This is a genomic window from Bradyrhizobium sp. SPXBL-02 (genome assembly GCF_051853065.1).
GTDB lineage: Bacteria > Pseudomonadota > Alphaproteobacteria > Rhizobiales > Xanthobacteraceae > Bradyrhizobium.
On sequence record NZ_CP182474.1, the window covers coordinates 1,408,551 to 1,430,856 of the forward strand.

The 22,306-nt window shown below is 65.1% G+C and carries 23 protein-coding genes and 1 other RNA gene; 16 read left to right on the forward strand and 8 right to left on the reverse strand.

All coding sequences use genetic code 11. The features are described 5' to 3' along the window. Positions 1-29: 29 nt before the first annotated feature. Entirely contained in the window at positions 30-2,015 is a 1,986-nt protein-coding gene (gene tkt / locus ACNJYD_RS06590) for a transketolase (RefSeq protein WP_439365708.1), read from the reverse strand. A 368-nt stretch (positions 2,016-2,383) separates the two neighbouring features. On the opposite strand from tkt, the gene ACNJYD_RS06595 reads away from it, so the two are divergent. From ACNJYD_RS06595 to ACNJYD_RS06615, 5 genes are all read left to right on the forward strand, one after another. Beyond that, positions 2,384-2,704 (forward strand): DUF4164 domain-containing protein, encoded by a 321-nt coding sequence (locus tag ACNJYD_RS06595; protein ID WP_020608063.1) that lies wholly within the window; start codon positions 2,384-2,386, stop codon positions 2,702-2,704. Further along, the gene (locus tag ACNJYD_RS06600) at positions 2,701-3,084 is read left to right on the forward strand and encodes a cell division protein ZapA (RefSeq protein ID WP_035998340.1); all 384 of its coding nucleotides are present in this window, start codon (positions 2,701-2,703) and stop codon (positions 3,082-3,084) included. Before ACNJYD_RS06595 ends, ACNJYD_RS06600 begins: the two co-directional genes overlap by 4 nt. 293 nt (positions 3,085-3,377) lie before the next feature. Further along, positions 3,378-3,538, forward strand: a non-coding RNA gene (ssrS, locus tag ACNJYD_RS06605) — 6S RNA. Positions 3,539-3,738: 200 nt separating this feature from the next. Continuing rightward, the gene (locus ACNJYD_RS06610; RefSeq protein WP_212254211.1) at positions 3,739-4,335 is read left to right on the forward strand and encodes a 5-formyltetrahydrofolate cyclo-ligase; all 597 of its coding nucleotides are present in this window, start codon (positions 3,739-3,741) and stop codon (positions 4,333-4,335) included. Further along, entirely contained in the window at positions 4,313-5,137 is an 825-nt protein-coding gene (locus ACNJYD_RS06615) for a TIGR00282 family metallophosphoesterase (RefSeq protein ID WP_439365709.1), read from the forward strand. The genes ACNJYD_RS06610 and ACNJYD_RS06615 overlap by 23 nt, the downstream gene beginning before the upstream one ends. 14 nt (positions 5,138-5,151) lie before the next feature. On the opposite strand, the gene ACNJYD_RS06620 is transcribed toward ACNJYD_RS06615, so the two are convergent. The 5 genes from ACNJYD_RS06620 to ACNJYD_RS06640 form a co-directional block, all read right to left on the reverse strand. After that, entirely contained in the window at positions 5,152-5,598 is a 447-nt protein-coding gene (locus tag ACNJYD_RS06620) for a hypothetical protein (RefSeq protein ID WP_439367419.1), read from the reverse strand. After that, complete coding sequence (locus ACNJYD_RS06625; protein ID WP_439365710.1) at positions 5,558-6,184, reverse strand: hypothetical protein; 627 nt, start codon at positions 6,182-6,184, stop codon at positions 5,558-5,560. The genes ACNJYD_RS06620 and ACNJYD_RS06625 overlap by 41 nt, the downstream gene beginning before the upstream one ends. A 441-nt stretch (positions 6,185-6,625) precedes the next feature. Continuing rightward, positions 6,626-7,762 carry a DSD1 family PLP-dependent enzyme gene (locus tag ACNJYD_RS06630; RefSeq protein WP_260382079.1) on the reverse strand — a complete coding sequence of 379 codons (1,137 nt, stop codon included), beginning with the start codon at positions 7,760-7,762 and terminating at the stop codon, positions 6,626-6,628. A gap of 278 nt (positions 7,763-8,040) precedes the next feature. Next, on the reverse strand, positions 8,041-9,465 hold the full coding sequence (locus ACNJYD_RS06635; protein WP_439365711.1) for a methyl-accepting chemotaxis protein: 1,425 nt from the start codon (positions 9,463-9,465) through the stop codon (positions 8,041-8,043). A gap of 120 nt (positions 9,466-9,585) precedes the next feature. Next, on the reverse strand, positions 9,586-11,334 hold the full coding sequence (locus ACNJYD_RS06640; RefSeq protein WP_439365712.1) for a methyl-accepting chemotaxis protein: 1,749 nt from the start codon (positions 11,332-11,334) through the stop codon (positions 9,586-9,588). Positions 11,335-11,553: 219 nt separating this feature from the next. Between ACNJYD_RS06640 and ACNJYD_RS06645 the strand changes: the two genes are divergently transcribed. The 7 genes from ACNJYD_RS06645 (at position 11,554) to ACNJYD_RS06675 (ending at position 16,842) form a co-directional block, all read left to right on the forward strand. Further along, positions 11,554-12,300, forward strand: a complete 747-nt coding sequence (locus tag ACNJYD_RS06645) for a YebC/PmpR family DNA-binding transcriptional regulator (protein WP_225149260.1) — start codon at positions 11,554-11,556, stop codon at positions 12,298-12,300. Between the two features lie 230 nt (positions 12,301-12,530). After that, a complete protein-coding gene (gene ruvC, locus ACNJYD_RS06650; protein WP_260382082.1) occupies positions 12,531-13,058 on the forward strand; it encodes a crossover junction endodeoxyribonuclease RuvC in 528 nt (175 codons plus the stop codon). Then, positions 13,055-13,672 (forward strand): Holliday junction branch migration protein RuvA, encoded by a 618-nt coding sequence (gene ruvA, locus ACNJYD_RS06655; RefSeq protein ID WP_260382083.1) that lies wholly within the window; start codon positions 13,055-13,057, stop codon positions 13,670-13,672. The genes ruvC and ruvA overlap by 4 nt, the downstream gene beginning before the upstream one ends. After that, the gene (gene ruvB, locus ACNJYD_RS06660; RefSeq protein ID WP_439365713.1) at positions 13,669-14,727 is read left to right on the forward strand and encodes a Holliday junction branch migration DNA helicase RuvB; all 1,059 of its coding nucleotides are present in this window, start codon (positions 13,669-13,671) and stop codon (positions 14,725-14,727) included. Before ruvA ends, ruvB begins: the two co-directional genes overlap by 4 nt. A 129-nt stretch (positions 14,728-14,856) precedes the next feature. Further along, complete coding sequence (locus ACNJYD_RS06665; protein WP_172784832.1) at positions 14,857-15,777, forward strand: metallophosphoesterase; 921 nt, start codon at positions 14,857-14,859, stop codon at positions 15,775-15,777. Positions 15,778-15,845: 68 nt separating this feature from the next. Continuing rightward, on the forward strand, positions 15,846-16,295 hold the full coding sequence (gene ybgC, locus ACNJYD_RS06670; protein ID WP_172784831.1) for a tol-pal system-associated acyl-CoA thioesterase: 450 nt from the start codon (positions 15,846-15,848) through the stop codon (positions 16,293-16,295). A gap of 79 nt (positions 16,296-16,374) precedes the next feature. Continuing rightward, positions 16,375-16,842: a DUF1348 family protein gene (locus ACNJYD_RS06675; RefSeq protein WP_439365714.1), complete on the forward strand. Its 468-nt coding sequence runs from the start codon at positions 16,375-16,377 to the stop codon at positions 16,840-16,842. 199 nt (positions 16,843-17,041) lie between these two features. On the opposite strand, the gene ACNJYD_RS06680 is transcribed toward ACNJYD_RS06675, so the two are convergent. Together ACNJYD_RS06680 and ACNJYD_RS06685 are read right to left on the reverse strand one after the other, a co-directional pair. Beyond that, positions 17,042-17,755: a type 1 glutamine amidotransferase gene (locus ACNJYD_RS06680; protein WP_172784829.1), complete on the reverse strand. Its 714-nt coding sequence runs from the start codon at positions 17,753-17,755 to the stop codon at positions 17,042-17,044. A 28-nt stretch (positions 17,756-17,783) separates the two neighbouring features. Continuing rightward, on the reverse strand, positions 17,784-18,710 hold the full coding sequence (locus ACNJYD_RS06685; protein ID WP_172784828.1) for a LysR family transcriptional regulator: 927 nt from the start codon (positions 18,708-18,710) through the stop codon (positions 17,784-17,786). A 184-nt stretch (positions 18,711-18,894) separates the two neighbouring features. On the opposite strand from ACNJYD_RS06685, the gene ACNJYD_RS06690 reads away from it, so the two are divergent. The 4 genes from ACNJYD_RS06690 to ACNJYD_RS06705 are packed head-to-tail and all read left to right on the forward strand — an operon-like array spanning position 18,895 to position 22,297. After that, complete coding sequence (locus ACNJYD_RS06690; protein WP_439367420.1) at positions 18,895-19,818, forward strand: N-carbamoyl-D-amino-acid hydrolase; 924 nt, start codon at positions 18,895-18,897, stop codon at positions 19,816-19,818. A 36-nt stretch (positions 19,819-19,854) separates the two neighbouring features. Beyond that, positions 19,855-20,682 carry an ABC transporter substrate-binding protein gene (locus ACNJYD_RS06695; RefSeq protein ID WP_439365715.1) on the forward strand — a complete coding sequence of 276 codons (828 nt, stop codon included), beginning with the start codon at positions 19,855-19,857 and terminating at the stop codon, positions 20,680-20,682. Beyond that, positions 20,679-21,536, forward strand: a complete 858-nt coding sequence (locus tag ACNJYD_RS06700) for an amino acid ABC transporter permease (RefSeq protein ID WP_212254224.1) — start codon at positions 20,679-20,681, stop codon at positions 21,534-21,536. The genes ACNJYD_RS06695 and ACNJYD_RS06700 overlap by 4 nt, the downstream gene beginning before the upstream one ends. Beyond that, positions 21,533-22,297 carry an amino acid ABC transporter ATP-binding protein gene (locus tag ACNJYD_RS06705; protein ID WP_212254225.1) on the forward strand — a complete coding sequence of 255 codons (765 nt, stop codon included), beginning with the start codon at positions 21,533-21,535 and terminating at the stop codon, positions 22,295-22,297. The genes ACNJYD_RS06700 and ACNJYD_RS06705 overlap by 4 nt, the downstream gene beginning before the upstream one ends. The last annotated feature ends 9 nt before the right edge of the window (positions 22,298-22,306 follow it).

A 22,306-nucleotide genomic window follows, 5' to 3' on the forward strand; every position in this document is an offset into this window, starting at 1 on the left:
GTAGTCCTTTTTTGCGGCAAGCTCAACTCTCAGGAAACGCGCTTCAGCACAGCGTTAACCGCGGCCTCGGCGGTAATGCCGAAATGCTTGTAAAGCTCCTTTGCGGGGCCGCTTTCGCCGAACGAATGCATGCCGATGAATTCGCCATCCTGGCCGATCACGGCATCCCAGCCCCAGCGCACCGCAGCCTCGATCGCAATCTTCACCGGCGCGTTGCCGATGATGGTGGCGCGTTTCGCCTCTGGTTGCGCTAACAACAGCTCGAGCGAGGGAACGGAGACAACGCGCGAGGCGACGCCGCGTTCCGCCAGCTGCTTCTGGGCCGCGACCGCGATCTCGACCTCGGAGCCGGAGGCGAACAGCGTCGCCTTGGCTTCGCCCTGAGCGGCGACCAGTTCATAGGCACCGGCCGCGCAAGGGTTATCGTTCGGTGCGGTGGTCCGCAGCTGCGGCAGGTTCTGCCGCGTGAGCGCCAGCACGGTCGGGCCGTCGACGCGGTTGAGCGCGAGCTCCCAGCACTCGGCGACTTCCATCGCATCGCAGGGACGGAACACGCGCATGTTGGGAATGGCTCTGAGCGCAGCGAGATGCTCGACCGGCTGATGGGTCGGGCCGTCTTCGCCGAGGCCGATCGAGTCATGGGTCATGACGTAAACGACGCCGGAGCCCATCAAGGCGGCAAGGCGCATTGCAGGCCGCGCGTAATCGGTGAACACCAGGAAGGTCGCGCCGTTCGGCGCGAAGCCGCCATGCAGGAAAATGCCGTTCATCGCGGCGGCCATGCCGTGCTCGCGGATGCCGTAATGGATGAAGCGGCCCTTCGGCGTCTTGGCCGAGAAGGCGGTCGCGGACTTCGCCTTGTTGTTGTTGGAGCCGGTGAGGTCGGCCGAGCCGGCGAGGAATTCCATCGGCATGGCGCCGGCGATGACTTCGATCACGGCTTCCGAGGATTTGCGGGTAGCCGCAATCATCGGCTTTTCCAGCAGCTCCTTCTTGTAAGCGCGCACGGCCTTTGCCAGCGAAGCCGGACGCTCATGACGCAGGCGGCGCTCGAACTCGGCCCGCTTGCGGCTGCCGAGCTCACCGAGCCGTGTCTCCCACTCCTGACGCGCCGCCGCGCCGCGGCTGCCGGCCGCCCGCCAGGCCTTCAGCACGTCGTCGGCGACCGCGAACGGCTCGAGCGCGATGCCGAGATTTTCCTTGGCGGCCTTGAGCTCGTCGGCCCCGAGCGCCTCGCCGTGCACCTTGGAGGTGCCGGCCTTGTTCGGCGCGCCGAAGCCGATCGTGGTGCGGCAGGCGATCAGCGTCGGCTTGCTGGATTTCTTCGCGCGCGTGATGCCGTCGGCGATCGCGGCCTGGTCCTGGCCGTCGATCTTCTCGGCAGCCCAGCCCGCCGACTTGAAGCGCTTCACCTGGTCGACGGAATCGGCGATCGAGGTCGGGCCGTCGATCGAGATGCCGTTGTCGTCGTAGAGCACGATCAGCTTGTTGAGCTTCCAGTGCCCGGCCATCGCGATCGCTTCCTGCGATACGCCTTCCATCAGGTCGCCGTCGGAGGCGAGCACATAGGTGTGGTGGTCGACGATCTTCTTGCCGAACTCGGCCGCCAGCATCTTCTCGGCCAGCGCCATGCCGACCGCCGTCGAGATGCCCTGGCCGAGCGGGCCCGTCGTGGTCTCGATGCCGTTGGTGCGGAAGTTCTCGGGATGGCCGGGGGTCAGCGAGTCGACCTGGCGGAACTGCTTGATCTGGTCCAGCGTCATCTCGGCATTGCCGGTGAGATACAGCAGCGAATAGAGCAGCATCGAGCCGTGTCCGGCCGAGAGCACGAAGCGGTCGCGGTCCGGCCAGGCGGGCGCTGTGGCATCGAATTTCAGGAACTGCGTGAACAGCACGGTGGCGATGTCGGCGGCGCCCATCGGCAGGCCGGGATGGCCCGATTTCGCCTTCTCGACAGCGTCCATCGAAAGGCCGCGGATCGCGTTGGCCATACGGGTGTGATCGACCTGCGTCATGTCTGAAAATCCGTCTGAAAAGAGGCGCTTGGCGATGGTTGCCCGCGCGGGGAGGAGCCTGGCGGCCACTGAAGGTCGGGCTGGGATAGCACCTCGGTTCCGGGAGTCCAAGGCAATCAAACGCCGGTTTGGCCGCAAAAGTTGCCCGTGTGGACATCGGTTTCCGCTCGGATCGCGCCGGGCGGAATGGACGGATCATCACGGTCATCCCGATAGATCGGTGCATAGTTTTGCGGCGGCGTTGCGCTTGGCTAGCTTGCCACGTAAATTTCTGCTTCTAACCGCTTGCCGAACCGAGTCTTTTGCCGGACGGCAAGCTCCAGGGAAAGGCCACTGGGCAAAGGCCGCCAGGTTCCGCCGCTAGCTGCATGAACGATCGCGTATCCAACAGTTCCGCCATGACGGAGTCTTCCGCCGTCGAGATCGAGATTGCGACCCGCAGACTGATGGCGGCGCTCGACGCGCTCGAAAGTGCGGTGGAGCGGCGGCGCGACGCCGATCGCGACGAGAACGAGCTTGCGGCGCGAATCCAGGCGCTCGGCGCGGATCGCTCGCGTCTTGCCGACGAGCTCGACGGTGCGCTGGTGAAGGCACGCAAGCTCGAGCGCACCAATCGCGAGATCTCCGACCGGCTGGATTCCGCGATCGTCACGATACGCTCGGTGCTCGATACCGGAGAGGACGGATGAGCCACATCAACGTCACCATCAATGGCCGGCAATACCGCATGGCCTGCGAGGAGGGCCAGGAGGTGCGGCTGCTCAAGCTCGCCGAAACGCTGGAGACGCGTATCCAGTCGCTGCGCGGAAAATTCGGCGAGATCGGCGATGCGCGGCTCACCGTGATGGCCGCGCTGACCGTCTGCGACGAACTGATCGACACCACCAACCGCGTCCGCACCCTCGAGCAGGAATTGACCGAGCTCAGGGATTTCCGCAACGCCGCCGTCGAGCGCGCCCGCATGACGCAGACCGCGGTGGTGAACGCGCTCAATGCCGCCGCCGAGCGCATCGAAAAGTCGACGCAGGTGCTGAACCGGACGGTAGGCAACGGCATCGCGATCGGCTGAAGCTCTTCGGAAGACTCGACCAAATTGTTAGGCTCGACGGGGCCGCGCGCCTTACCCTCCCCTGGAGGGGGAGGGTCGATCGCGCGCAGCGCGAGCGGGGTGGGGTGATCTCTCCGCACGGGCACTGTTCGAGTGGAGAGACCGTCACCTCACCCCGTCTCACATTTCGCTGCGCTCCATGTGAGCCGACCCACGGGCGAGCTTCGCTCGTCCCGGACCCCTCCAGGGGAGGGTAAGAAAGCGCCCCGCTCGTTGCACTGGCGATTCGTCAGTATCGTTGTTACATTGCCTCCGCGAGGCTGCGACGTGCGTCAGGAGCCATATATCCCCGGGGCCTTATCGATCCTTTAGGGAACTGTCCCTGGCCGGGCCCGTGGGCTCGGACATATGGTGCCCACCTACTTTCGTAGGGAACTCCGGGATCGAGTGCTTCAACGGCGTCCGCGGCTTCGCACTTTTGTTTGCTTGGTTGTCTGTCGATTCGTGCCTGTCGAAATGACTGCGGCAAATCAGTAGGTGTCATGCCCCGCGCAGGCGGGGCATCCAGTACGCCGCGGCCTTTGTGTGAATCACCACTGCCTCTGGAATACTGGATCACCCGCACCAGTGCGCAAGGGCGCACAAGGCGGGTGATGACGTGGGGGACCAAAGCGCATGTCGAACTCCAAAGCCGAGCTCCGAGCCAAGGCCCTCGCCAAGCGCGATGCGCTGAGCGAGAAGAAGCGCGCCACTGCCGCCGCAAAGCTCGCCAAGCGCGGGCTGCCGTTCACGCTGCTGCCGGGCAGCATCGTCTCCGGCTATTCGCCGATCCGCAGCGAGATCGATCCGATGCCGCTGCTCACGAAGCTCGCGGAAGAGGGCGCCAGGCTGGCGCTGCCCTGCGTCACCGCGCGCGGCCAGTCGCTGATCTTCCGTCTCTTCCATCCGAACGACCGCCTGATGCTCGGCCCGCTCGGCATTCCCGAGCCGTCGCCGGCAGCAGCCGAAGTCATTCCCGACATCATGCTGACGCCGCTCGCCGCCTTCGACCGCCTCGGCCATCGCATCGGTTATGGCGCGGGCCATTACGATTTCACCTTCGCGCATTTGCGCAAAGCCAAGCACATCGTCGGCATCGGCCTTGCGTTTGCAGCGCAGGAGATCGAGGCGGTTCCGGCACTATCCCACGACGTGGCGCTGGATTATGTGCTAACGGAATCGGACGTGTTCGATTTCCGGAGTTCTGAAGTTGCGAATTCTCTTCGTGGGTGATGTCGTCGGCCGTAGCGGGCGCGAGGCCGTCTCCGAATATCTGCCCGGCATGGTCAAGGACTGGTCGCTCGATCTCGTCGTCGTCAACGGCGAGAATTCGGCCGGCGGCTTCGGCATCACGGAAGCGATCTACCGGGAGTTTCTCGAGGCCGGCGCCGATGCGGTGACGCTCGGCAATCACTCCTGGGACCAGCGCGAGGCCCTCGTCTTCATCGAGCGCGCCGACCGCCTCGTGCGCCCCGCCAACTATCCGCGCGGCACGCCCGGCCGCGGCGCCGCCTTGGTCGAAACCAAGAACGGCAAGCACGCCCTCGTCGTCAACGCGCTGGGCCGCGTCTTCATGACCCCGTTCGACGATCCATTCGCCGCGCTCGAGCGCGAGTTGGGGGCCTGTCCGCTCGGTGTGGCCGCCGACGCCATCGTCGTCGATTTCCATTGCGAGGCGAGCAGCGAGAAGCAGGGCATCGGCTTCTTCTGCGACGGCCGCGCCAGCCTCGTCGTCGGCACGCACACCCATGTGCCGACCGCCGACCACCAGATCCTCGCAGGCGGTACCGCCTACATGACCGACGCCGGCATGACCGGCGATTACGATTCCATCATCGGCATGCAGAAGGAAGAACCGCTGCGCCGGTTCACATCGGGAATTCCGTCGAGCCGCTTCGAGCCGGCCGCAGGCGCGGCAACGCTCAGCGGCGTCGCGGTGGAGACGGATGATGCGACGGGGTTAGCGCTGAAGATCGCACCGGTGCGCATGGGCGGAAGGCTGGAGCCGGCGACACCGAAGTTCTGGTTGAGCTGAAGCGCCAAGCCAAATCACTGGTGTCGTCCGCGGACGATTATATCAACTTCGCCCTCAGCAGCGGACATCGACGGGCAACCAAGGGACAGCCGCGAAAGCTCTGTGACGTCCAGATTGTATATCCGTTCGTAATTCTGGTTCGGTCTCACATTCTGAAAGCCGAGTTCCTCTGCTTGAACGAAGTTCGGGCTGAATCGATCGAGCCGAATGGGCCCGCACCCACTAGGGGGGTGCAGATGCCGCAGGTGCGGTAGAATAACAGCCATCTCGCGATATTCTTCAGCTGCCTCTCCCGGAAATCCCCAGATTATATTCCAATGAGGAATAATTGACAGCTGACGACAATGTTTAAGAAACTGGATGTTATGAATAGCTTTGATACCCTTTCGCATGATGCGCAGTATCGGAGAACTCAGACTTTCAATCCCCGGCTGAACTGCGGTGATTCCGGCAGCTTTCATCAACGCAAGGCGCTTGAAGTTGATATTGGCCTTGGCGCCCCATTTCTCCTTCACAGTTTGCGCCGCCTAAGACGGTGAAGATGCTTGGTCTTAGTTGCTTGAGTGTTCTCGCGAGAGCGAGGGATGCTTGATGTTGCTGGAAAACGCTGGTGAGCCCAATGATGTCGGGATCTTCCCGCGCCACCCGCTCTGCACAATCTTCGACGAACTCGACTGCTTTGTCACGAGCGCTGACGATACTTTCGATGAACTCGTCCGGCACCACAGTCTCAGCACGCTCGCGCATGATCGCAAGCTTGCGAGTGAGTTTCTCGACGTACTCGCGTTCCTTTTCCGGCCGGGCAAGTCCTGATGCCTTGCTAAATATCCATTCTCCGACAAGATCGCTCGTGCTGGGAAAACCATCGGCGATTTGCTGGTAGAGTGCCTCGCCGATAAGACGGGCGAACGGGAACGAAAAATATGCAGTCGTACAGCAGTGGCCGTCGCTTTTGAGCTTCGCCTCGAACAGACTAAGCGCTAAAGATGGTGAGCTGAGTGAGCTAAATGGCATACTGACAAGCACGACCCGTTTTCTGGCAGCCATACCGGATCCCCCTCGATTGTATGGCGAGCTTCTTGCAATCAGACGCATAACGCAAGGAGTTCCTGGCTGTGCGCAACTCCGGCGATGAAGTACTTTCCCGCGCCCGAGACGACTTGAACCAGGGGCGGCGTTCCGTGGCACACGACAGGACCATGGCCTCTTGCGACGAGCTTCCGCTTTGGGGCATTTGCAGACGTCCCAGCCGGGCAAGCCACGTCTGCTCGTCCCTTGGAAACGGGCAGTCCCGAATTATGAGTGTACGCCTTGGCCCGCAATTGCGAACGAGGGGCCAGAACCCGTAACGCCAAGCGCGTAGTTGCTTCGCAAAGCTTGTCACTCCGCGTCTTCGCCAAACCGATGCTGTGGCGTATGGGCCTCGGATCTGCGCTTCGCTTGTCCGTGGCGACGGTGGAGATCGTCGCGCGCAATCACGCGTCAATCTCAGGTGACCGCGCCCCGCGCCGCGACTGGCCAGAGTGCCTCCACGCGGGCATCCGGCGTGTTGAAGCCGCGCACGCCGACATACCAGTCGTAGAGATTGACGGTCGGGTCGCAATGGCCGGGGATCAGCGTCACCTTGTCGCCGATCGCCAGTCGCGACGAAGCGCTGTCGAAATCGAGCAAGCCATGCTCGTCGGAGGGCCGATGATAGCGCAGGTCGGGCCGGCCCAGCACGACCGGAAATCCGCTGTCGTTCGAAAGGGCCTTGTGGCCCGCATCGATGACCGAGTGTTCGCCGGCGGCGGTGCTCATCACCGTCGCGATCACGAACAGCGCATGCTCGAACGGATTGGCGTTGCGTGCCCCGTCCGCGAGGTTCTTGGCGTAGTCGGCGTCCATGAAGATATAGGAGCCCGCCTGCAATTCGTTCCAGATGCCGCTCGCGCCTTCGAGCTCGAATGTGCCGGTTCCCGCACCTCCAATCGTCCGGCAGTGAAAGCCCGCGTCCTTGAGGACGCGCAGTGTCTCCGCGGTCGCGTTCGCGGCACCGGCGATGGCAGCGCGCCGCTCCTCCGGCGTGCGCAAATGCTGGGCAGAGCCGTGATAGGCCTGCAGGCCGCCGAACGACAGGAAGCGTGAAGCCGCCACCTGCCGCGCCAGGGTGGCCGCCGCCGGTCCCGGCCTGACACCGCAGCGACCGGCGCCGACGTCGATTTCGACCAGGACTTCGATTTGCGATCCTGCCCGCTCCGCGGCGTGCGATAGTTGCTCGACCATAATCGCATCGTCGACGCAAACGCTGATGCGTGCGTGGCGCGCGAGGCCTGCGAGCCGTTCCAGCTTCCGCAGGCCCACCACCTCATTGCTGACGAGCACGTCGCTCACCCCGCCCGCAACCAGGATCTCGGCCTCGGCGACCTTCTGGCAGCACATGCCGATTGCGCCGCGCGCGATCTGCTTGGCCGCTATGATCGGTGATTTGTGGGTCTTCGCATGCGGACGCAAGCGAACGCCGAGCTTGCCCACTGCCGCCGCCATCGTGTCGAGATTGCGCTCGAAGGCGTCGAGGTCGATGATCAGCGCCGGTGTATCGATCTCGGAAAACGGCGCGCCGATTTGGGCGGGTGGACAGGACATCGAAAAGCCAGCTTGCTGTGTTCGGGTTCGCGCGAATGCGCGGCGGCATTTCTACGGCAACGTCGGCCGCCTCACCAGTGCTGTCGGCTTTTGTGCTCGGCAGGCGGCGGGGAGAATCGCATCACAATTTCGGAATATTAGCATTCTACCCCTGTTTTGCCCGACGAGTCAACGCGCGCCAGGGCCCGCCAGCGTAAGCCGTTGATTCCGCACACCCCGCCTACTGTGCATGGGGTTGTTTTCGAGCTTTTTGTTTTGAGGACGCTGGAGCGCCCTCGTCAGCCCTGCCGAAAGCCCATCCGGAAGGCGCCCCAGTGCTTGCCGCGGATCATGATCGGCGAGGACAGGTCCTTCATCAGCACGAACTGCCCGCCGCCCATGTCGCGGCGATAGGTTTGCAGCAGGAAGGGTTTTGTGTTGGCCGCGACCTTCTTCACCGCGCGGTCGGTGAACAGGCGGCGGTTGCGGCAATTGGCGTTGTTCCAGACCGGGTCCTTGCCCTGCGGCAGGCGGTAGTTCGGATTGTGCGTCGGCAGGTACCCGCCTTTGGCCCAGGCGACGCAAAACACGATGCGCGGGTCGGATGTCTGGATCGGGTCCTGGATCGCGGGCAGCATGCGATCGGTGAAGTCGACGTAGGCGGTGTTGTACTGCTTTGGATTGGTGCCGGGGATCTCGCGGTAATTCTCGTCCATGAGCTGGTCGAGCGTGATCTCGCCGCGGTCGATCGCAGCCTCGAACTCGGCGGAGATCCGCTTCGCGGTGTCGATGACGACGCGGATCAGCGGCGCATCGGATGTCTCGACGCCGCTGTCGGCGATCAGCGCGATCAGGCCTTCGGAGGTGTCGAGCAGCTTCGCCACGCGCTCGTCGGCGCTTCGAAGGTCGCGCGAGGAGAGGTCGACGCCCTTGGCGAGCTCGTTGAGCTCGCTGATCACGGTGTCGCAATGGCCGAGGTTGGAGGTCGCCGCGCGCGCGACGCCGTCGATCTCGGCTTCGACGGAGGCGAAGCCCTGCTGCACGCGCGAAATGATGCCGGAGATCGCTTGCGCGCCTTCGCCGGCGGTCTTGGCGCGCTGCGAGGCGTCGCTGCTCTCGCCGATCAAGCCTTCGATCTGGCCGTCGAGATCGCGCACGGTGTCGGAGATCTCATGCGTGGCCTGGCGCGTGGCCTCCGCGAGGTTCTTGACCTCGCTTGCGACCACCGCAAAGCCGCGGCCGGCAGTGCCGGCGCGCGCCGCTTCGATGGTGGCGTTGAGCGCGAGCAGATTGGTCTGCTTCGCGATCGCCTCGATCGAGCCGGAGACCTTCGCAACTTGCGCCAGCGCCGCGCCGACGGCGCTGAGGCGGGCCTCGATCCGCTCCACCGCGGCGACGAGCTCGGAGATGTGGCTGACCGCGGTGTCGACCGCGCCGCGCGACTGCGCGATCTCGCCGACTGCAGCCGACGTCGTGCTTTGCACCGCCTGCGAGGCGTTGGCGATGTCGTGGTTGGCCGAGACCATCGTCTCGGCCGTCTTCTGCAGATGGTGAAACCGTTCCGACTGGTTCGCGACGCGGTTGGCGACTTCCTGGACGTTGCCGGCGATATCGGCGAGCTCGACGCCGAGACCGCCGATGCGGTCGGCGAGCTGGTCGATCAGGCGTTCGGCGAGCGTCCGGTTGGACGCAGTGTCCAACACGGCAAGTTGGGCAAAGGACATGTACGGGCTCTCTCCAGTCGGAGCCGTTGATCGGCTCCTTGGCGGCATTCCGATTCCTAGCTCCGACCTTAGAGGATGATTCGCGCCCGGCGTCTTGCCCAGGAGTGCAGGCGCGGGGTGTTATAGCTTGTAGGCCGTGCGGAAGCCGCCCCAGTGCCGGCCCTGCACGCGGATCGGCACGTCGATCTCGCGCATCATCACCGTGTTGCCGTTGCCCATGTCGCGCGCATAGCTCTGGACCAGGTACGATCGCAGGTTGCGTGCGGCAGCTAACCCCGCCGGATCGTTGAAGATGCGCCGGTTGCGGCTGTTGGCCGTATTCCAGGCGACGTCGCCCGGCCGCTGCGGATGCGAATAGATCTTGTTGTGCACCGGCAAAAAGCCGTTGCGGTCGACCATGGCGCAGAACGCCATCCGCGACTCCCTCGCCAGGAAGGCTTCCTGGAACGGAGGCAGGGCGCGGTCGGCCCAGTCGAGATATTTGGTGCGGTATTGCTGCGGGTTGGTGCCGGCAATCTCCACGTAGTCGGTGTCGAAGAGGTCTTCGATCTTGACCTCGCCGCGCGCAACCGCCTGCTCGAATATCTTCGTCAGCGCATTGCCTGCTTCCATGGCACGGGTGACGAGCTCGGTGTTCTCCTCATGGATCGACCAGAGCTTGTCCTCGATCTTCTCGTTGAGCGCGGCGGTGGCGCCGACGAATTGCGCGCGGGCGCCGGCCTTGGATTGCTCGACCACGCGCAGGCGGCAGGCGCCGATGTCCTCTAGGCTGCCTTCGACCGTGGCTTGCGTCGCGAGCCGGCTTGCGTCCGCGCCGCCGATCAGCACGCCCTCCATCGCGATTTCATAGACCGGCATCACGCCGCGCGCGGTCTCGAATCTGAGATGGCAGGGCAGCCGCTCGGTCTTGCGGCGGTCGTCGTGCTCGCTCTGGCGCAGCAGCACGGCGCAGCGCGATTTCAGCTTCTGGGCGAAGGTGGTGACGGCCTTGCCGGCGCTGGCGACGCTCTCGCCATGGGTCTCGGCAGCCTTGGTCGCCGCGTCGATCTCGGCCGCGCTCTCGCCGACCGAGATGATGAACTCGGAGGCGCTGGCGGCATTGCCGGAGACTTCGCTGGTGGTGGCATTCTGCTCGGCGACCGCGCCGTTGACGGTGTCGAACACCGGGCGGATCGCCTCGATCGCCTGCGAGATGCGGTGCACCGCATCCGCCGAGCCGGCGGCGTCGCGCTGCAGCGCGTCGATCTTCTTTGTGATCTCCTCTGTCGCGCTCTGGGTCTGCACCGCGAGCGCCTTGACCTCGGTGGCGACGACGGCAAAGCCTTTTCCCGCGGCGCCCGCGCGCGCGGCCTCGATGGTCGAGTTGAGCGCGAGCAGCGTGGTCTGCCGCGCGATCTGCGCGATCAGGTTGACGACGTTGCCGATGGCGGCGGAGGATTCGCGCAGGCGGTCGACATTGGCGCGGGCTTCTTGCGCGGCGGCGCTGGCCTCGTCGGCGAGCTTGCCGGCCTCGCGGACCTGCGCGCCGATGCCTTGCGCGGATTGGGTGAACTTGTCGGCGGCATGGGCGAAGGTAGAGGCGGTCGATTGCGCCGCGTTGGTCCGGCCGGTCAGGGCGTCGGTGCGGTCGCGAATGGCGGCGAGCGTCGCGGCGGTCGCATCGGCTCCGCCGGCGACGGAATTGGCGGCGCGCTCGAGCTGGCGGATCATGGCGCCGAGCTCGAGTTCCAGCAATTCCAGGATTTCCCGGGCCGAATCACTTTCGGCGGTCGGGGCGGGTGCGGCAGGGGCCGCCGGCTGCGCAGCCTCCGGGGCTGCCGCAGGCGCGGCCGTGTCCGGCAGACGCTTCCGAAATAGTCCGAACGCCATCAGCTCTCTCTTGTCGGGGAACGGTCGGGCGCTATTTTCGCAAGTCGGAATGAAATCAGGGTTAACGGTGCCCGACGTCTAGGCAGGCGCCATTACGGCGGCTACCTTTACAGGGCTACCTTAGGAGCAGCCGAGCCCTTTGATTCCGCTGGGTGGGCGGCCTATAAGGCCGCGCTTCCCGCACTCACCTTGACGCACGCTTCCTTCACGAGACCAAGCATGGCCGGACATTCCCAATTCAAGAACATCATGCACCGCAAGGGGCGGCAGGATGCCCAGAAGTCGAAGCTGTTCGGCAAGCTGGCGCGTGAAATCACCGTCGCCGCCAAGCTGGGCACGCCCGACCCCGCCATGAACCCGCGCCTGCGCGCCGCCGTGATCGCTGCGCGCCAGGAGAACATGCCGAAGGACAATATCGAGCGCGCCATCAAGAAGGCGCTCGGCAGCGATGGCGAGAACTATGACGAGATCCGCTACGAGGGCTATGGCCCGGGCGGCGTCGCCGTCATCGTCGAGGCGCTGACCGACAACCGCAACCGCGCCGCCTCCGACATCCGCTCCTTCTTCACCAAGTCCGGCGGCAATCTCGGCGAAACCGGCTCGGTGTCGTTCATGTTCGACCGCACCGGCATCATCGAATACGACCGCAGCGTCGCCTCCGACGACGCGGTGCTGGACGCTGCGATCGAGGCCGGCGCAGACGACGTCGTGTCCGGCGAGGGCGGCCACGAGATCTACGCCTCGACCGAAGGCTATCGCGACGTTGCCAAGGCGCTGGAAGCCAAGTTCGGCGAGCCGCGCAAGGCCGCGCTGATCTGGAAGCCGCAGAACACGGTTGCGGTCGACGACGAGACCGGCGAGAAGCTCTTGAAGCTGATGGACCTGCTCAACGAGCACGACGACGTCCAGAACGTCTACGCCAATTTCGAGGTGTCGGACGCGCTTGTTGCGAAGATGGGCGGCTGATACCTCGCTCCGGATTCTGCTGTCGTCGCCCGGCTTGACCGGGCGACCCAGTATTCCAGAGACGCCAGAGGGATACGGATAAGCCGCGGCGTACTGGATACCCCGCTTTCGCGGGGTATGACGACGAATTGTGGAGTGGGCGGCGGTGCTCACCCGAGATACCCCACTTCCCCTGTTACTTCCGTTCTGTTTCTGTTTCCCCCGCCGCGGCCAGCCGCTATCACTGGCCCATGACTGCGCTCCCGATTCGTGGCCCCGTTCGCATCATCGGCATCGACCCCGGCCTGCGCCGCACCGGCTGGGGCGTGATCGAGGCTGAGGGCAATCGCCTGATCTACCTCGCCTGCGGCTCGGTGGAACCGCCGGACGATTTGCCGCTGGCGAGCCGGCTGCTTGCGATCCATGAAGGCCTCGCTTCCGTCTTGTCCAGCCACCAGCCGATGGAAGCCGCGGTCGAGCAGACTTTTGTCAACAAGGACGGCGTTGCTACGCTGAAGCTCGGACAGGCCCGCGGCGTCGCCATGCTTGCGCCCGCAATGTTCGGCATTTCTGTCGCCGAATACGCGCCGAACCAGGTCAAGAAGACCGTGGTCGGCGCCGGCCACGCCGACAAGCAACAGATCGCGATGATGCTGAAGATCCTGCTGCCGAAGGCCGAGCCGCCGTCCGCGGACGCCGCCGACGCGCTCGCCATCGCCATCACCCACGCCCATCACCGCCAGAGCACCGCGCTGCGGCTGAAGGTGGTGGGGATATGATCGGCAAGCTCAAGGGCCTGATCGATTCTTACGGCGAGGACTTCGTCATCCTCGACGTCGGCGGCGTCGGCTATCAGGTGCACTGTTCCTCGCGAACTTTGCAGCATCTGCCCTCGCCAGGCGAAGCCGCGGTGCTGTCGATCGAGACCTATGTCCGCGAGGATCAAATCAAACTGTTCGGCTTCCGCACCGATCAGGAGCGCGAATGGTTTCGCCTGCTGCAGACCGTGCAGGGTGTCGGTGCCAAGGTCGCGCTCGCCGTGCTCGGCACGCTGTCGCCGGCCGATCTCGCCAATGCCATCGCGCTGCGCGACAAGGCCGCGGTGGCGCGCACGCCCGGCGTCGGCCCCAAGGTCGCCGAGCGCATCGTCACCGAATTGAAGGACAAGGCGCCGGCTTTTGCCAATGTCGATCCCGCCGTCGTGCATCTTGCCGGTGCCGTCGACGACCAGCGCGCGCCGCGCCCCGTCGCGGATGCGATCTCCGCGCTGATCAATCTCGGCTATGGCCAGCCGCAAGCCGCCGCCGCGATCGCCTCGGCCTCGCGCAGTGCGGGTGAGGGCGCCGAGACGGCGCAGCTGATCCGGCTCGGGCTGAAGGAACTCGCGAAGTGAGCGACCCCAAAGCCAGCCGCATGGTTTCGCCCGAGCGCCGCAGCGACGATGTCGGCGACACTGCGCTCCGGCCGCAATCGCTGTCCGATTTCGTCGGCCAGCAGCAGGCGCGCAAGAATCTCTCGATCTTCATCGAGGCCGCGCGCAAGCGCGGCGAGGCGCTGGATCACGTGCTGTTTGTCGGTCCCCCCGGCCTCGGCAAGACCACGCTGGCGCAGATAGTGGCGAAAGAGCTCGGCGTCGGCTTTCGTGCCACATCGGGACCGGTGATCGCCAAGGCCGGCGACCTCGCCGCGCTCCTCACCAATCTCGAAGAGCGCGACGTGCTCTTCATCGACGAGATCCATCGCCTCAGCCCTGCGGTGGAAGAGGTGCTCTATCCCGCGATGGAGGACTTTCAGCTCGACCTCATCATCGGCGAGGGCCCGGCAGCGCGATCGGTGAAGATCGAGCTGTCGAAATTCACCCTGGTCGGCGCCACCACGCGCGCCGGCCTTCTCACCAATCCCTTGCGCGACCGCTTCGGTATTCCGGTGCGGCTGAATTTCTATACGATCGAGGAATTGGAGAGCATCGTCAGCCGCGGCGCGCGCGTGCTCAACGTCGGCATGAGCGCGGACGGTGCCAACGAGATCGCGCGCCGCGCCCGCGGCACACCGCGCATCGCCGGCCGCCTGCTCCGCCGTGTGCGCGACTTCGCCTCCGCGGCCGATGCCGACAAGATCGACCGCAAGATCGCCGACCACGCGCTGAGCGCGCTCGAGGTCGATGCCGCCGGCTTGGACGCCATGGATCGCCGCTATCTCACGACCATCGCGCTCAACTATAGCGGCGGCCCGGTCGGCGTCGAAACCATGGCCGCGGCCTTGTCGGAGCCGCGCGATGCCATCGAGGACATCATCGAGCCTTATCTGATCCAGTGCGGCTATCTGCAGCGCACCCCGCGCGGCCGCCTGCTGACCTCGCACGCCTTCCGTCATCTCGGCATCGCCGAACCGTCGCGCGATGCGGCGGCGCAGTTCGGTCTGTTCGGCACGGATGACAGCGACGAGTGATCTGCTGAACCGCGCGCCGTTCCGGCTTTGATGAATTTCCGTTAATCTCGTGCAAACGATCTGCACGAACGCACCCCAATTCCGCTCCAATCGGATATCATCAAGACGTCGCATCATCATCGGGCTTCCATGATCACGCGCCGTCATCTCATTCGTTCCATCGGCGGCCTGTCCGCCCTCGGCGTCTCGACTGCAGCCTACGGCGTCGGCGTCGAGCCGGTGCTGCGGCTGCGCGTCACGCGCTATCATCCCACGCCGCGGCAGTGGCCGGCGGATTTTCCGCTGAAGATTGCGGCCATCGCCGACATCCATGCCTGCGATCCCTGGATGTCGCTGGAGCGTATCGAGGGCATCGTCGACCGGACTAATGCGCTCAACGCCGATCTCATCGTGCTGCTCGGCGACTATGTCGCCGGCCTTCACCACGTCACGCGCTTCATTCCGTCGAGCGAATGGGCGAGGGTGCTGGCGCGCCTGAAGGCGCCTCTCGGCGTCCATGCCGTCATGGGCAATCACGACTATTGGGACGACAGGACCGTGCAGCAGGCAGGGCACGGGCCGACCATCGCGCATCGTGCGCTGGAGGCGGCCGGCATCCCCGTCTACGAGAACGACGTCGTGCGCTTGACCAAGAATGGCCGTCCGTTCTGGCTCGCGGGGCTCGGCGACCAATTGGCCTATTATCCAGCCAGGCGCTTTGGCCGCGTACACAGGCTCGGCGCCGACGATCTCGGCGCCACGCTGGCGAAGATCACCGACGATGCGCCGGTCATCCTGCTCGCGCACGAGCCCAACATCGCGCCGCTGGTACCCGCGCGCGTCGCGCTGCAACTGTCCGGCCATACCCATGGCGGCCAGGTCCGCCTGCTCGGCTGGTCGCCTGCGGTTTCGCCCAAGAACGGCCTGCGGCTCGCCTATGGCCACTTCCGCCTGAAATGCGACCTCATCGTCTCCGGCGGCCTTGGTTGCAGCATCATGCCGCTCCGGTTCGGCGTGCCGCCTGAGATCGTCGAGGTGACGCTGGGACGGTCAGGGCTGGTTGTGTCCTAACACGCTTGCGCCTCCGGCCGTTTTTGCGCAAAACGAGCCGGTTACCGACAAGCGAAGAGGCTCGCGACGTGACAGCTCATCTCGACGGCGAGATCCGCGACGGCCGCCACCACATGCAGGTCCGCGTCTACTACGAAGACACGGATTTTTCCGGCATCGTCTATCACGCCAATTACCTGCGCTACATGGAGCGCGGACGCACCAATCATCTCAGGCTGATGGGCGCCGAGCAGCAGGCGCTGTTCGAGCAGACCGAGACGGAAGGCACGGGCTTTGCCTTCGTGGTGCGCTCGATGCATCTGGACTTCTTGAAGCCCGCGCGAATGGACGACGTGCTCGATGTCGTGACCTGGCCGGTTGCTGTGAAGGGGGCGTCCATCATGCTGGCGCAGGAGGTGCGACGCGGCGACGATGTGCTGGTGAAAGCCGAGGTCCGCGTCGCCTTCATCAGCGGCGGCCGCGCCCAGCCGATTCCGAAGTCGATCCGCCAGCTGATGAAGGCCGATCTGGTTTCGTGATCGCTCGATAGCGGATGGCCTATCGACTCTGCCGATTGCGACGATACATTCGCGGTCCCGATCAACCGATGAGGCCATCATGTCGCGCCCGCCGCTTCCACCCTTCACCCGCGAGACCGCCGCGCAAAAGGCCCGCATGGCCGAGGACGCCTGGAATTCACGCGATCCGGTGCGGGTCTCGCTCGCCTATACTGAGGACAGCCGCTGGCGTAACCGTTCGGAAGTGTTTCAGGGCCGCGAGGCCATCGTCGCCTTCCTCACCCGCAAATGGGAGAAGGAGCAGGACTACCGCCTGATCAAGGACCTCTGGGCCTTCGACGAGAACCGCATCGCGGTGCGCTTCCAGTACGAATGGCACGATGCAAGCGGGCAGTGGTACCGCTCCTACGGCAACGAGCAGTGGGAGTTCGACGAGCACGGCCTGATGAAGCGCCGCGAGGCGTCGATCAACGACATCGCGATCGCGGAGAAGGACCGCCGGTTTCACTGGGCGGCGCCGGGCCCGCGGCCGGCCGATGTGCCGGGGTTGGGGCCGGATCCGTTCTAAATTCTCACCAGCGGAGCTGCTTCACCCTCTCCCCTTGCGGGAGAGGGTGGCTCGCCGCGTAGCGGCGAGACGGGTGAGGGGTATCTATCCGAGCATTCGATAGTAGCGAACACGCGGATAGATACCCCTCATCCGGCGCTTCGCGCCACCTTCTCCCGCAAGGGGAGAAGGGAAGAGTCGCCGTGGTGATTGTTGCGAACTAAGGCGCCGCGCGCCTTGCCAGAAACCGCGTAATCGCTCCGCCGAGCTTGGCGCTGTCCATCGGCTCCGCCAGCGACGCCCGCGCCGTGGCAACGACTTCCTCCGGCGCCTTGCCGTCGCGCAGGTCGCAGCACACTTGCGCAAACCCCACGTCGAATTCCGGGTGCGGCTGCACGGTCAGCGTTGCGCCGTTGGCATAGAGCAGGCCGGCATGCGGGGTGAAGTCGGACGAGAGGATCGTCAGCGCGTCGTTCGGCGGCTCGATCACCTGATCCTGATGCGAGGCGGCGATCGCGACCGCTTCGCCGTCGACCACTCCGTTCTCCGGCAGCACCTGATAGACGTGCCGGCCGATGCCCCAGCCCTTCTCCGACTTGCGCACGGTGCCGCCGAGCGCCTGCGCGATCAGCTGGTGGCCGAAGCAGACACCGACCATCGGAGTCTTGTTGGCGTAGGCCGTCCGCACGAAATCTTCCAGCGGCGCGATCCAGTCGAGCCCGTCATAGACGCCGGCAGCCGCGCCGGTGATCAGGACGGCCTCGAGGTTGCCCGGATCGGGAAGCGCATGGCCGTTGGGGATGCTGACGACCTCGACTGTCGCGGCCGGATCTTCGGCGCGGATCATACGCGCGAACATGTCCGGAAATGAACCGTGGCGCTCGCGGTATTTTTGTGGGACCTCTCCGGTCTCGATGATGGTGATGCGTGCCATGGGCCTCCCAGGCAAGAGGTTGCGAAGCTCAGCCGCCTTCTGCCCCATGTTGCTGGTGCGGCGCTGTGCGCTCGAGCAGAGCGCTCTCCTTGCGGATCTCGTTGAGAAAGGCCTTGGCCAGACGCGACAGCGGCTCGGCTTCCGACCATAGCATGTAGGCGACCGCCTGCGTCGTCGGCGTGAACGGACGGACGACGAGGCCGCTGCCGCCGTTCTGCCGCGGCGAGAAGGGATCGACCACCGCGGCGCCGACGCCGGCGGCGGCGAGCACGCAAGCCGTGTTGCAGTAGCGCACCTCGACCGTCGGCCGGAACGGCGCGCCGGCCCGTGCAAAGCTGTCGCGCACGGCCTCGCCGAGCCGCGTGCCGCGTTCGAGCCCGATGAAGGGAAGGCCGGAGAGATCAGCGGCCGTGATCACCGGTCGTTCCGCGAGGGGATGCTGCGGCGGCAGCACGCACACCATCTCGCCGGTGTGCACCACCTCATGCGCGATGCCGGGATGGTGCGTCAGTCCGAGCGCGAAGCCGAGCTCGGCGACACGGCTCAGTACGCCCTCGATGATCCCCTCATAGCGCCGCACGTCGAAGAACACCCGCGTCTCCGGTCGGCGGCGCAGGAAGCCCGACAGCGCGGACGGAATGATGCTGTAGGCGAGCGGCGGCGTCGCCACGATGGCGAGATGACCGGAGCGGTTCTCGCGCAGATCGCGCACGCGGTTCTCGAGCTTGGCGTGCAGCGCAAAGATCGCCTCGCTCTCCTTGTAGAGCGCCATCGCTTCGGCGGTTGGAAACAGCCGGTTGTTGACGCGCTCGAACAGCGCAAAGCCGGCCTGCGTCTCCATCGTCTTCAGCGCATTGCTGACTGCGGGCTGCGACAGCGCAAGCTCGTCCGCCGCCGCCACCGTGGTGCGGTGCCGGATGACGGCGCGCAGGATCTCGAGCTGACGCAGGTTCATATCACTACCGATTATAGTCTGAGCCAAAACATCATAGCAAAGCGAATTGATTTTGCAGCAGCGCTTCCCCGTAATGGCAGCAGATTTGCACGTCGCATCAAAGGGTTCGCTCGCCCATTGAGGCGGCACTGCGCACAGATTGGAGGCAATCTTGGTTCGTGTCCTTCGCGCCGCCGCCGCTCAGATGGGGCCGACGCAAAAAGCAGACAGCCGCGAGCATACGTTGTCGCGGATGCTCGACATGCTGGAGGAGGCGGCCGGTCGGGGTGCGAGCCTTGTGGTGTTTCCGGAGCTCGCCTTCACCACCTTCTTCCCGCGCTGGCTGCTCGAGGGCGAGGCGCTCGACCGGTATTTCGAGCGCGACATGCCGAACCCCGCTGTGGCAAAGCTGTTCGACCGCGCCCGTGCGCTGCGCGTCGGCTTCTATGTCGGCTACGCCGAGCTGACGCCGGAGGGCCGGCGCTACAATTGCTCCATCCTGGTCGATCGCGACGGCGAGGTTCTCGGCCGCTATCGCAAGGTGCACCTGCCGGGCTCGGTCGAGCCACGTCCGGGCGCGCGCTACCAGCAACTCGAGAAGCGCTACTTCGACTATGGCGACCTCGGCTTTCCCGCCTTCCGCGCCGGCTCGTCCTGGGCCCACGCCATCATGGGCATGATGATCTGCAACGACCGTCGCTGGCCGGAATCCTGGCGCGTGCTCGGTCTGCAAGGCGTCGAGCTCGTCTGCATCGGCTACAATTCGGCGGCCTACGATCCCAACGGCGGCACGACGGAAGACGGCGCCTTGCGCACCTTCCACTCGACGCTGGTGACGCAGGCCAACGCCTACATGAACGCGACCTGGGCGATCTCGGTGGCGAAGGCGGGCGAGGAGGACGGCTCCGGGCTGATCGGCGGCTCCTGCATCGTCGATCCCAATGGCCGCATCGTGGCGCAGGCGCAGACGCTGGCCGACGAGGTGATCGTCGCCGACATCGATCTCGACCTCTGCCGCCAGGGCAAGGACAAGATGTTCAACTTCGCCGCCCACCGGCGGCCCGAGCAATACAGGGTGATCACCGAGCGTGCCGGCGTCATCGAGCCGGCCGTTCTCGACGCGGATTGATCAACGGCCGGTCGCGGCGTTGGCAAAGGAGCTGACATGACACGCCTTTCGCATTTGCTTGCCTTCGCAGCATTGGCTGCCGTGACGTCGGCGCGAGCCGCCGAGCTGCCGGCGGAGATCAAGCAAGCCGGCACGCTGAAGCTCACGGTCAACTCCACCTACGCGCCGATGGAATACCGCGATCCCGCAACCAACGAGCTGGTCGGGCTCGACATCGATCTGGCGAACGAGCTCGCCAAGCGGCTCGGAGGCCTCAAGATCGTCTGGAGCGAGACGCCGTTCGCCGAGCTGATCCCCTCGCTCCAGACCAAGCGGGCCGACTTCATCATCAGTGGCATCCAGGATCGTAGTTCGCGGCGTGAGACGGCGGATTTCGTCGACTACCTGACCACTGGTCCGCAATTCTTCGTGCTGACCGAGAATGCGGCGAAGGTCGCCACCGATCTTTGCGGCAAGAAGGTCGGCACCACCCGCAGCACCGCATTTCCGATCGAGATCGAGAAATGGAGCAAGCAGAACTGCGAGGCGGTTGGCAAGCCTGCCATTCAGTATGTGCCCGGCGAGAATTCGATCGACGTGCGTAATCAGCTCAAGCAGGGCCGCATCGATGCCGCGGTTCAGGGCAGTGAAACCTTGCCCTACGCGCAAACGCAGGAAGCCGGCAAGTACCGCGTCATTGGTGAGCAATTGTCCACGGGCTATCAAGGCATCATGTTCCGCAAGGACGATGCGGCCTTGCGCGAGGTCGTGACGGAGAAGCTCGTGGCGATGATCGCCGACGGCTCGTACAAGGCCATTCTCGACAAATGGGGCTTAGGGGCCAATGCGGTCGCCCAGCCCATGCTGAACGCGGCGCCGCAATGAAGCCGGCGCCGGCACTCGCGCAAGGCTTTCCCGATCTGTCGGGCATGCGGATCGCGCGCGAGCCGCACTGGTTTCGCTGGATCAGCGCGGCCCTGATCGTCCTCGTGCTGGCGGCGATCGCGCGCGCCTTTGCGAACGGCCAGATCGAATGGTCCTATGTCAGCCGCTTCCTGACCGCAAAGGTCATCCTCGAAGGCATCGTCAACACCATGGTGATGGCGGTGCTGGCGATGATGCTCGGCATCTTTCTTGGCATCGTCGTCGCGATCATGCGGCTGTCGCCCAATCCGGTGCTGAAGTCGGTCGCCGCCGGCTACACCTGGCTGTTCCGCGGCACGCCGCTGATCCTGCAGCTGCTGCTGTGGTTCAACCTCGCGCTGGTGTTTCCGACCATCGGCATTCCCGGCCTGTGGTCCGCGCGCGCCGTCGACGTCATGACGCCGTTCCTTGCCGCGCTGCTTGGGCTCGGCATCAACCAGGGCGCCTACACCTCCGAAGTCATGCGCGCCGGCATGCTGTCGGTCGATATCGGGCAGTATGAGGCGGCGCAGGCGATCGGCATGGGACGGCTGCGCGCGCTGCGGCGGATCGTGCTGCCGCAGGCGATGCGCGTGGTGATCCCGCCGCTCGGCAACGAGTTCATCAGCATGGTGAAGGCGACCTCGCTCGCCAGCGTGATCCAGTATCCGGAGCTGCTGCACAATGCCGAGAACATCTACTACGCCAATTCGCGCGTGATCGAGCTCCTGATCGTCGCCGGGCTCTGGTATCTGCTCGTGGTCTCGATCCTGACGCCGCTGCAGATGCTGCTCGAACGCCGCTTTGCACGCGGCACATTGCGGCTGGCGCGATGACAAAACCCCTCGTCGCCATCCGCTCCGTCAGCAAAAACTTTGGAGAGTTTCAGGCTCTCAACAACGTCTCGCTCGACGTCTGGCCCGGCGAGGTGATGTGCCTGATCGGCGCCTCCGGCTCAGGCAAGACCACGCTGCTCCGCTGCATCAACCAGCTTACCACCATCGATGCCGGCGGCATCTGGCTCGACGGCGAGCTTCTGGGCGTGCGCGAGCACGGCGGGCGGCTCCATCGCCTCAGCGAGCGCGAGATCGGGCGGCAGCGGCTGAAGACTGGCATGGTGTTCCAGCGTTTCAACCTGTTTCCGCACAAGACCGCGCTGGAGAACATCACCGAAGGCCCCACCCAGGTTCAGGGGCGCAAGCTGGACGAGGTGCGCGCCGAGGCGACCGAGCTGCTTCGTCGCGTCGGGCTGGCGGCGAAGGCGGATTCCTATCCGGCGCAGCTCTCCGGCGGCCAGCAGCAGCGCGTCGCGATCGCGCGGGCGCTCGCCATGAAGCCGATGTTGATGCTGTTCGACGAGCCGACCAGCGCGCTCGATCCCGAGCTGGTTGGCGAGGTGCTCGCTGTCATGAAGGAATTGGCGAAGAGCGGCATGACCATGATGGTGGTGACGCACGAGCTCGGCTTCGCCCGCGAGGTGGCCGACCGCGTCGTCTACATGGACCATGGCGCGATCGTCGAGCAGGGCCGCGCCTCCGACGTGTTGGGCGCGCCGCGCGAGGAGCGCACCAAGGCATTTCTTTCGGCAGTGATCTGACATTGGGGG

Coding starts and splice junctions, on each gene's coding strand:
- tkt (WP_439365708.1), bottom strand. CDS start 2,015: ATGACGCAGGTCGATCACACCCGTATGGCCAACGCGATCCGCGGCCTT.
- ACNJYD_RS06595 (WP_020608063.1), top strand. CDS start 2,384: ATGAACGATCGCGTATCCAACAGTTCCGCCATGACGGAGTCTTCCGCC.
- ACNJYD_RS06600 (WP_035998340.1), top strand. CDS start 2,701: ATGAGCCACATCAACGTCACCATCAATGGCCGGCAATACCGCATGGCC.
- ACNJYD_RS06610 (WP_212254211.1), top strand. CDS start 3,739: ATGTCGAACTCCAAAGCCGAGCTCCGAGCCAAGGCCCTCGCCAAGCGC.
- ACNJYD_RS06620 (WP_439367419.1), bottom strand. CDS start 5,598: ATGAAAGCTGCCGGAATCACCGCAGTTCAGCCGGGGATTGAAAGTCTG.
- ACNJYD_RS06625 (WP_439365710.1), bottom strand. CDS start 6,184: ATGGCTGCCAGAAAACGGGTCGTGCTTGTCAGTATGCCATTTAGCTCA.
- ACNJYD_RS06630 (WP_260382079.1), bottom strand. CDS start 7,762: ATGTCCTGTCCACCCGCCCAAATCGGCGCGCCGTTTTCCGAGATCGAT.
- ACNJYD_RS06635 (WP_439365711.1), bottom strand. CDS start 9,465: ATGTCCTTTGCCCAACTTGCCGTGTTGGACACTGCGTCCAACCGGACG.
- ACNJYD_RS06640 (WP_439365712.1), bottom strand. CDS start 11,334: ATGGCGTTCGGACTATTTCGGAAGCGTCTGCCGGACACGGCCGCGCCT.
- ACNJYD_RS06645 (WP_225149260.1), top strand. CDS start 11,554: ATGGCCGGACATTCCCAATTCAAGAACATCATGCACCGCAAGGGGCGG.
- ruvC (WP_260382082.1), top strand. CDS start 12,531: ATGACTGCGCTCCCGATTCGTGGCCCCGTTCGCATCATCGGCATCGAC.
- ruvA (WP_260382083.1), top strand. CDS start 13,055: ATGATCGGCAAGCTCAAGGGCCTGATCGATTCTTACGGCGAGGACTTC.
- ACNJYD_RS06665 (WP_172784832.1), top strand. CDS start 14,857: ATGATCACGCGCCGTCATCTCATTCGTTCCATCGGCGGCCTGTCCGCC.
- ACNJYD_RS06675 (WP_439365714.1), top strand. CDS start 16,375: ATGTCGCGCCCGCCGCTTCCACCCTTCACCCGCGAGACCGCCGCGCAA.
- ACNJYD_RS06680 (WP_172784829.1), bottom strand. CDS start 17,755: ATGGCACGCATCACCATCATCGAGACCGGAGAGGTCCCACAAAAATAC.
- ACNJYD_RS06685 (WP_172784828.1), bottom strand. CDS start 18,710: ATGAACCTGCGTCAGCTCGAGATCCTGCGCGCCGTCATCCGGCACCGC.
- ACNJYD_RS06690 (WP_439367420.1), top strand. CDS start 18,895: ATGGGGCCGACGCAAAAAGCAGACAGCCGCGAGCATACGTTGTCGCGG.
- ACNJYD_RS06695 (WP_439365715.1), top strand. CDS start 19,855: ATGACACGCCTTTCGCATTTGCTTGCCTTCGCAGCATTGGCTGCCGTG.
- ACNJYD_RS06700 (WP_212254224.1), top strand. CDS start 20,679: ATGAAGCCGGCGCCGGCACTCGCGCAAGGCTTTCCCGATCTGTCGGGC.
- ACNJYD_RS06705 (WP_212254225.1), top strand. CDS start 21,533: ATGACAAAACCCCTCGTCGCCATCCGCTCCGTCAGCAAAAACTTTGGA.